Here is an 8,705-nt window from a genome sequence, read left to right as displayed (position 1 = left end):
CGGCGCTTGCCCTCGAAGCTGAACGGCTTGGTGACGACACCGATGGTCAGGGCGCCGATCGACTTGGCGATGCGGGCCACGACGGGGGCCCCGCCGGTGCCCGTGCCGCCGCCCTCACCCGCGGTGACGAAGACCATGTCGGCGCCGGCGAGCGCCTCCTCGATCTCCTCCGCATGGTCCTCCGCAGCGCGGCGGCCCACCTCAGGGTCGGCGCCGGCGCCGAGGCCGCGGGTGATCTCGCGACCGACGTCGAGCTTCACGTCCGCGTCGCTCATGAGCAGCGCCTGGGCATCCGTGTTGATGGCGATGAACTCCACACCGCGGAGCCCGAGTTCGATCATCCGGTTGACGGCGTTGACGCCGCCGCCGCCGATGCCGACGACCTTGATGACGGCAAGGTAGTTCTGGTTCGATGTCACGTGCGGCCTCCGCTAGAAACTCTCAACCTCAACTAGAAGCTTAAAGTTATGCTCAGTATAGGTTTCTTGATTCGAAGTTAAGGGGCGGGAGCACGGCCGACGGGCAGGTGGGCCAGCGTGTCGGAAACCCGCGGCCGGCCGGGCGGCCGGGGAGGGTCATCCCGAGCCGACGACCGGCCTGCTGGGAGCCGAGACGTCGTACTTCACCGCCGCATTCGGATCCTGGGTGGCGATCAGCGCGACGAGGACTCTGGCCTTCAGCGCGGAGTCCTCTGCACTGCCCCAGACCACGGTCTGCCCCGCACCGGTCAGGGTCAGCGTCACGTCGTCGGGAGTGCTCGCCGAGACGGTGTCGATCTTCTTCAGCAGCTCCGCGGGAACCGAGAGCAGCACGGAGACGGAAGCCGAAAATGCCTGGTTCGTGGTCGTCGCGGACTTCACGTCGACGATCGGAAGCCCGGCGGGGCGATCCTTCACCCGGTCGAGCACGACCCCGGCCGCGTCAATGACCGAGAACCCGGATGCGGTCGACAGCGTGCCGATCGGCGTGCGTTCGGAGACCTTGATGACCAGCGTGTGCGGAGGGACGGCCTCCGTGACGAAGCTCCGAATCAGCGGGAACCGCGAGAGCTCCCGTTTGATCGAGGCGGTGTCGAGGGTCGCCAGCGGCCTGCCGACCTGTCCGGCGACGGCCGAGCGGATCTGCGCGGAGCTCACGGCGGAATTGCCCTCGACCCGGATGGTCGTGAGCGCCAGCAGGGGCGAATACACCGCCCCGGTCACCGCGCCGACGACGACGAGGAGGGTGACCGCCCCGATGAACCAGGTCAACCGACGACGGCGGGAGCGGCGGGTGAACCGCTTGACCTCCTCGCGCTCGTACCTGCGCCTCTCCCTGGCGGCCCTCTTCAGGTCGCGCTCCGCCGTGGACGCCTCGTCGCTCCGAACGGATGGCGGCGGCATCACCGGGGGCGTCTTCTGCACCGGGGCGACCTTCTTCACGGGATCGGCGGGTCGCCGCCCCTTCTCGGCGCGCGGCGGCCTTGCGGCCTTCCCCGGCCGACCCTCCTGCTCCGGCCGCGGCCGGTCGAAGCCCTCAGGCCGTTTCATCTGCGCTCCGCGGCGGTGCTTCCAGCGCCTGGAGCAACCGCGGGATGATCCGATAGACGTCGCCACCGCCCATGGGGATGACGAAGTCGCCCGCGCCGGCGATCGAGGCGGCATAGTCCGCGGCGGCATCCCAGTCCTCGATGTAGCGCACCCTGGACGGATCGGCGAACAGTTCGGTGATGAGCTCTCCGGTCACGCCCGGTTCCGGCTCCTCCCTGGCGCCGTAGATCGGCACCACGATGGTGTGGTCCGCGAGGGACTCGAGGGTCTCCGCGAACTGGGCCGCCATCTCTCTCGTCCGGGAATAGAGGTGCGGCTGGAAGATCGTGATGAGTCTGCCTTCGCCGACGACGCCCCTGGCCCCGGACAACGCCGCCCGGATCTCGGTCGGGTGATGGGCGAAGTCGTCGTAGACCCGCACGCCGCGGACGTCACCGCGCAGCTCGAAACGACGCTCCGTCCCCTCGAACAGCGCGATCGCGTCGAGGGAGGCCCGCGGGTCGAAGCCGAGCGACACCAGCACTCCGAATGCGCCAGCCGCATTGATCGCGTTGTGCACCCCGGCCACCCGGAGTCTCGTGTCGTAGTCCGCTCCCTCGTAGGAGAGCGAGAAGGACACCGTCTCGCCGCTGACGACGGAGTGCAGCCGGACGTCGGCTCCGGCGGCCCTCCCGAAGGTGGTCACCGGTCGTCCGGCGAGCTGCGCGGTCACCTCGACGGCGCGACGATCGTCGCTGGAGATGACGACCCGCTCTGTCGCCTTGCCCGCGAAGGTGGCGAAGGCCGCTTCGAACGCCTCTTCTGAGCCGTAATGATCGAGGTGATCCGGGTCGACGTTGGTGATGAGCGCTACCGCGGTGTTGTAGAGCAGGAAGGAGCCGTCCGACTCGTCCGCCTCCACGACGAACACGTCGCCGCTGCCCGCCGACGCGCTCACCCCCAGCGAGCGGATGACGCCGCCGTTGACGAAGCTCGGGCTCGCTCCCAGCTCCAGCAGGGCCGTGACGATCATGGCGGTCGAGGTGGTCTTGCCGTGCGCGCCGGCCACGGCGACGACCCGATGGTCGCGGATGAGCCAGGCGAGGGCCTGCGCCCTGTGGATGATCGGCAGGCCGAGCTCCCGCGCGGCCAGGTACTCCGGATTGTCCTCCGCGATGGCGCCGGTCACGACGAGTGTGTCGGCGCCACGGATGTTGTCGGCCGAGTGGCCGATGAACACCGGGACGCCGCGGACCCGGAGCGCCTCCACCGTGGAGGTGGCGCGGATGTCCGACCCGGTGACCGGCAGGCCGGCCGTCACGAAGAGATGGGCGATGCCGCTCATCCCTGCACCGCCGATGCCGACAAAATGCACCGCACCGAGGCGCTCGGGGACGGGGTGGGAGAAATCGGACTTGATCATCGGGACAAACGTACCCGTGCCGCGAGGGCCTCCAGCACGAGGTCGACCGTGCGATCCGCGCCGTCGAGCACCCCGGCCTGGAGAGCGAGAGCGGACATCTCCGCGATGAGCGCCCTGTCCTGCAGCAGGGGAACCAGTCTCGAGGCGATCCACTCGGGGGTGAAGGACGAGTTGTCCACGATCATGGCCCCGCCGAGTCGCACGACGTCGCGCGCGTTGAGCCGCTGTTCGCCGTTCCCGATGGCCAGCGGGACGTAGACCGCCGGCACCCCGAGCGCCGTGAACTCGCTCACCGTGGCCGACCCGGCCCGGGCGACCGCGAGGTCGGCGGCGGCGAGGGCGAGATCCATGCGATCGCAATACGGCAGGAGGGTGTAGCCGGCCAGGTCGCTTGCGACGAGCTCGGATCGCTCCCCCGTGATGTGCAGGATCTGCCAGCCCGCCCCGAGGATGGTCGCGGCGCCGGCGAAGACGGTCTCGTTGATGCGTTTGGCGCCCTGGGACCCGCCCGTCACCAGGAGGACCGGTTTGCGGGGATCGAGCCCGAAGTGCGCGATCGCGTGCCCCCGCTCGGCCCGACGATCCAGTCCCTCGATCTCGCGCCGCAGCGGCATCCCCACGAACCTCGCGTGCGGCAGTCGGGCCGCCGGGAAGGCGACGCCGACGAAGCGGGTCAGTCGGGCGCCGAGACGGTTCGCCATGCCTGCCTTGGCGTTCGCCTCGTGGACCACGATCGGGAGGCCCTCCCGCCGTGCCGCGAGGTAGGCGGGGGCGGAGACGTATCCGCCGAAACCGACGACGACGTCGATCCGGTGCTCACTGATCAGCTCCTGGATGCTCGTGATCAGGTTCCGGAACGCACCGGGGAAGGCGAGCGCGGCCCGGTTTGGCCGGCGCGGGAACGGCAACCGGGCGACGACGAGCAGCCGGTAGCCGCGGGCGGGGACGAGACGGGCCTCCAGGCCCTCCGCGGTGCCGAGCACGAGGACGACGGCATCCGGTTCCCTGTCCATGATGCGATCGGCGACGGCGAGCAGCGGGTTGACGTGACCGGCGGTCCCGCCCCCGGCGAGGAGATAGCGGGTCATCGCGCCTGCCTCGGGTCCAGGGAATCGGGTTGAGGCGCGTGACGGGCGAAGGAGAGCACGATTCCAATGGCGGTCAGAGTGGTGATGAGCGCGGACCCTCCGGCGGAGATGAGGGGCAGGGGAACCCCGAGGACAGGCAGGATGCCAAGCACCACCGCGATGTTGATGAATGCCTGGCCGACGATCCACACCATCACGGCGGCGACCGTGATTCGGGCGAACGGGTCGCTGCTGGCCCTGATGATCCGCACGAAGGTGATCGCCAGGACGATGAAGAGCACCAGTACGAGGATCGCCCCGATGAGACCGAGCTCCTCGCCGATGATCGCGAAGATGAAGTCGTTGTCCGCCTCGGGGAGCCAGGAGTACTTCGCCGTCGAATTGCCGAGGCCGACGCCGAACAGGCCGCCGGAGGCGAGCGCCCACCAGCCCTGGACCGTCTGCCAGCAGGCCCCGGCATGATCGTTGGCCGACACGCACCCGTTGAGGAACGCGCTGATCCGCCCGGAACGGGAGCTGCTCGCGAGCGACAGGATGGCCGCGACCAGGCTGATCAGGACGACAGACACCGCGAGATAACGCAGCCTCACGCCGGCGAAGAAGGCGGCACCGAGGACGATCGCCGTGAGGATGATCGAGGTCCCCAGGTCGCCGCCGAGCACGACGAGACCGATGGCGCAGAGCGCGACCGGGACGAGCGGGACGACCAGCTGCCGCCAGTCGTCGAGGACGGCGCTCTTCTTCATCAGGATGTACCCGAGCCAGACCACGAGCCCGAGCTTGACCAGCTCGGAGGGCTGCCCGCTGAACGGTCCGAGACTGATCCAGTTGGTGTTTCCGCCGTGCGAGACCCCGAGCGGGGTGGCGACGACGAGGAGCTGGACGCCGATCGCCACGAGCAGGAAGGTGCCGGCCCAGCGTTTCCAGAAGCGGGGCGGCATCCGCGCCGCGATGAGCATCAGCGGGATCCCGAGCACGGCGAAGAGCACCTGGCGCACGAAGCCGTTGAAGAAGTCGCCACTGGACAGGTACGACTCCACCGACGAGGAGGACAACACCATGATCAGGCCGAAGACGACGAGGAAGAGCGTGGTTCCCAGCAGCAGGAAATAGTTGCCGGTCTCCGCGGCGAAGATGCGCTTGACCGCGACGACGGCCGAGGAGGGCTGGCGGCCCTCTGGCTGTGCCACCGGCGGTGCGACCCGGGTGGGCCCGGGAGCAGGCCTAGTGCCCTGGCGTCTGCGAGGGAGGCTGGTGGTCATCGGCCGTGTCTCCCAACATGTTGTGCACCGCCTCGGCGAAGCGATCGCCTCGCTCCGCGTAATCCGTGAACTGGTCCATCGAAGCGGCCGCGGGGGCGAGAAGAACGGTGTCTCCGCTTCGTGCTACCGCCGCCGAGAGCCTCACGGCAATCGGCATCACCTCTTTAGTGTCGGTCGTCTCGACCTCGAACAGGGGCAGCTCCGGCGCGTGTCGCCCGAAAGCCTCGACCAGCGCCCCGCGATCCACCCCGATGATCACGGCGGCGCGCAGACGCGCGACGTTGGCCGCCACGAGCTCGCCGACATCCACTCCCTTGAGCAGGCCGCCGACGATCCAGACCACGGACGGGAAGGACACCAGCGCGGCCTGGGCGGCGTGCGGATTGGTCGCCTTCGAGTCGTCCACCCAGCGGATGCCGTCCGCCTCGACGATCGTCTCCGTCCGATGACGATCGAGCCGGAAGGCGGAGAGGGCCGCTCGGATCTCGGCCGGCTCGACCCCCACGGCCCTGGCGAGGGCGCAGGCGGCCAGCACGTTGGCGACCATGTGCGGGGAGGCCATCCCGATCGCCGCGAGGGCCTCGACCGTCACCAGCTCGATCGCCGAACGATGCCTGTCCTCGTGAAAGGCGCGGTCGACGAGAATGCCGTCCACGATCCCGAGCTCGCTTCGACCGGGCACACCGCGCCCGAAGCCGATCGCCCGGCAGCCCTCGACCACGTCCGCGTCCTCGACCATCGCTCTCGTCGCCTCGTCCTCGACGTTGTAGACGCAGGCGAGCCTCGTGGCGTGGTAGACCTTCGCCTTCGCCGCGGCGTAGGCGGCCAGCGAACCGTGCCAGTCCAGGTGATCGCCTGCCAGGTTGAGGCAGACACTCGCCGCGGCCGACATGCTGTCGAGGTAGTGCAGCTGGAAGCTGGACAGCTCGACGACGAGCACGTCGAAGCCCGTCGGGTCGCGGATCGCGTCGAGCACCGGAAGACCGATGTTGCCGCAGGCGGCCACCCTCTTGCCGGAGGCGGCGATCATCGCGGCGGTGAGCTGCACCGTCGTCGTCTTGCCATTGGTCCCGGTGACGGCCACCCACTCCGCCGCCTCTCCGGTCTTGTCGCGCAGCCTCCAGGCGAGCTCGACGTCGCCCCAGACGGGGATGTCCCTGGCTTCGGCCCAGGCGACCAGCGGATGCGTCGGGCGAAATCCCGGCGAGACCACGACCAGGTCGGGACGGAACTGTGCGATCCGCGCCTCGAGGTCCGTGAGCTCCAGACGGACGCCGATCGCCTCGAGGATGCGGGAGAGGTCCCCGTCCGCCCGTTCGGCCAGGACGACCAGGTCGGCGCCGAGCTCCGCGAGGGTGTCGGCCACCGAGAAGCCTGCACGACCGAGGCCGAGCACCGCCACCCTCAATCCGCGCCAGTCGGCCCGCCAGCTGCGGAGCGCATCCACCTCGACGGCGTTCCTCATGAGGCGACGCCGCGGCTCAGCCACTCCAGGTAGAAGGCACCGATGCCGAGGGCGACGAACAGGCCGGCGATGATCCAGAACCGCACGACGATCGTGACCTCCGGCCAGCCCTTCATCTCGAAGTGGTGGTGGAGCGGACTCGACCGCCAGATGCGTTTGCCCTTCGTCGCCTTGAAGTAGAGCACCTGGATGATCACCTGTCCGGTGATCACCAGGAACAGACCGCCGATGATGACGAGCAGCAGCTCGGTGCGAGAGACGATGGCCAGCGCGGCCAGCACGCCGCCGAGGGCGAAGGAGCCGGTGTCGCCCATGGTGATCTGCGCTGGAGACGTGTTCCACCACAGGAACCCGACCAGGGAGCCGACCACCGAGGCGGCGACCACGGCGAGGTCGAGCGGCCTGGACACGTTGTAGCAGGCGGAGACGTTCGCAACGGGCAGGATCGGATTGACGCAGGACTGGCTCGACTGCCAGAAGCCGATGAAGATGTACGAGCCGATCGCCAGGATGGATGCGCCGCCGGCGAGCCCGTCGAGACCGTCCGTCAGATTGACGGCATTCGAGACGGAGGTCGTGATGAGGGCGACCCAGACGACGAAGGCGATGACACCGGCCACCGCGCCGAAGGCGACCACGAAGTCGAAGTTCAGGTCGCGCACGAAGGAGATCGCCGTTGACGCGGGCGTGCGGCCGTTCGCGTCCTTGTACCGGAGCGCGATGATCGCGAACACGATCGCGACGATCACGGTGCCGACGATCTTGTACCGGCCCGCGAGCCCGAGGCTGTTCTTGCGCTTGACCTTGAGGAAGTCGTCGATGAAGCCGATGAGGCCGAGACCGGCCATCATCGCCAGCACGAGCAGGCCGGAGCCCGACACCGAGTCTCCGCCCACCATGTGACCGAGGAAATAGCCGATGATCGACGCCGTGATGAAGACGATCCCGCCCATCGACGGCGTGCCACGCTTCACCACATGGGTCGTCGGCGTGTCGGCGCGGACGAACTGGCCGAGCTTGAGTTTGCGGAACGCCTTGGCGAACAGCGGAGTCAGGAGCAGGGTGAACACCATCGAGATGGCGCCGGCGGTGATCAGGGAGATCATGCGGTCACCCGCCCCAGCCTGTCGCCGAGGAACCGCAGCTCCGCCGACTTCGAGGACTTCACCAGCACGACGTCTCCCGCCTTCAGGTACCCCTCGAGGAGCTCGTACGCCTCATCGGCGGTCTCGACCAGCACGGATTCCCCGTCCCACGAGCCCTCGAGGCCCGCCGCGTTGTGGATGTGTCTGGCCCCGTGCCCGACGACGACGAGGCGGCCGATGTTGAGCCGGACGACGAGGCGGCCGATGCGGTCGTGCTCCTCGTCGGAATACGGGCCGAGGGCCGTCATCTCGCCGAGCACCGCCACGGATCGCTGACCCGGCCCGGTGATCTGGGCGAGCGTCTTCAACGCGGCTGCCATCGAATCCGGGCTCGCGTTGTACGCGTCGTTGACGACCACGATGCCGTCCTCGCGTTCCAGCACCTCCATCCGCCAGCGCTCGGCGCGGCGGATGGACTCCAGGGCCTCGACGGTGTCGTCGAGCGGCACCCCCAGCTCGGAGGCGACGGCGACGGCGGCCAGGGCGTTCATGACGTGATGCTCCCCCAGGATTCGCAATCTCACGGTGCGACTCGCCGCCCCGACCGACAGCCGGAAGGAGGTGCCGCTCGCGGTGGCGCGCAGGTCGTCGGCGCGGACGTCCGCACGGGGGTCGAGGCCGAACCACACGGGCCTCGCCGCCGTCAGCGCCGCCATCGCGGCGACGCGTTCGTCGTCGAGGTTGAGCACGGCGACGGCGTCGCTCGGCAGCTCGGTGACGATCTCGGCCTTCGCGCGCTGCGTGACCTCGATCCCGCCGAACTCGCCGGCATGCGCGAGGCCGACCTTGAGCACGACGGAGATGTCCGGCCTCG

The 8,705-nt window shown here is 69.1% G+C and carries 8 protein-coding genes; all 8 read right to left on the bottom strand.

The features are described from left to right. Positions 1-419 (bottom strand): cell division protein FtsZ (locus VGC18_RS15690; protein ID WP_414672903.1); only part of this gene is annotated, 419 nt, incomplete at its 3' end. A gap of 156 nt (positions 420-575) precedes the next feature. Further along, positions 576-1,529, bottom strand: coding sequence for an FtsQ-type POTRA domain-containing protein (locus tag VGC18_RS15685; RefSeq protein WP_331099112.1), 954 nt, complete (start codon positions 1,527-1,529; stop codon positions 576-578). Next, positions 1,516-2,931, bottom strand: coding sequence for a UDP-N-acetylmuramate--L-alanine ligase (murC, locus tag VGC18_RS15680; protein WP_331099110.1), 1,416 nt, complete (start codon positions 2,929-2,931; stop codon positions 1,516-1,518). Before murC ends, VGC18_RS15685 begins: the two co-directional genes overlap by 14 nt. Continuing rightward, on the bottom strand, positions 2,928-4,019 hold the full coding sequence (locus VGC18_RS15675; RefSeq protein WP_331099108.1) for a UDP-N-acetylglucosamine--N-acetylmuramyl-(pentapeptide) pyrophosphoryl-undecaprenol N-acetylglucosamine transferase: 1,092 nt from the start codon (positions 4,017-4,019) through the stop codon (positions 2,928-2,930). Before VGC18_RS15675 ends, murC begins: the two co-directional genes overlap by 4 nt. Then, on the bottom strand, positions 4,016-5,209 hold the full coding sequence (gene ftsW / locus VGC18_RS15670) for a putative lipid II flippase FtsW (RefSeq protein WP_331099106.1): 1,194 nt from the start codon (positions 5,207-5,209) through the stop codon (positions 4,016-4,018). Before ftsW ends, VGC18_RS15675 begins: the two co-directional genes overlap by 4 nt. 34 nt (positions 5,210-5,243) lie before the next feature. After that, positions 5,244-6,746, bottom strand: coding sequence for a UDP-N-acetylmuramoyl-L-alanine--D-glutamate ligase (murD, locus tag VGC18_RS15665; RefSeq protein ID WP_331099104.1), 1,503 nt, complete (start codon positions 6,744-6,746; stop codon positions 5,244-5,246). Continuing rightward, the gene (mraY, locus tag VGC18_RS15660; protein ID WP_331099102.1) at positions 6,743-7,852 is read right to left on the bottom strand and encodes a phospho-N-acetylmuramoyl-pentapeptide-transferase; all 1,110 of its coding nucleotides are present in this window, start codon (positions 7,850-7,852) and stop codon (positions 6,743-6,745) included. Before mraY ends, murD begins: the two co-directional genes overlap by 4 nt. Next, positions 7,849-8,705: UDP-N-acetylmuramoyl-tripeptide--D-alanyl-D-alanine ligase (locus VGC18_RS15655; RefSeq protein ID WP_331099100.1), on the bottom strand; the 857-nt coding region annotated here is incomplete at its 5' end. The genes mraY and VGC18_RS15655, both read right to left, overlap by 4 nt.

Origin of the sequence: Lacisediminihabitans sp. (genome assembly GCF_036404185.1) — a bacterium.
GTDB lineage: Bacteria > Actinomycetota > Actinomycetes > Actinomycetales > Microbacteriaceae > Lacisediminihabitans.
This window is presented reverse-complemented; position numbering and strand designations above follow the sequence as displayed.

What these genes read in the sequence shown, in the direction of transcription:
- VGC18_RS15685 (WP_331099112.1), bottom strand. Translation starts at nt 1,529, where the DNA reads ATGAAACGGCCTGAGGGCTTCGACCGGCCGCGGCCGGAGCAGGAGGGT.
- murC (WP_331099110.1), bottom strand. Translation starts at nt 2,931, where the DNA reads ATGATCAAGTCCGATTTCTCCCACCCCGTCCCCGAGCGCCTCGGTGCG.
- VGC18_RS15675 (WP_331099108.1), bottom strand. Translation starts at nt 4,019, where the DNA reads ATGACCCGCTATCTCCTCGCCGGGGGCGGGACCGCCGGTCACGTCAAC.
- murD (WP_331099104.1), bottom strand. Translation starts at nt 6,746, where the DNA reads ATGAGGAACGCCGTCGAGGTGGATGCGCTCCGCAGCTGGCGGGCCGAC.
- mraY (WP_331099102.1), bottom strand. Translation starts at nt 7,852, where the DNA reads ATGATCTCCCTGATCACCGCCGGCGCCATCTCGATGGTGTTCACCCTG.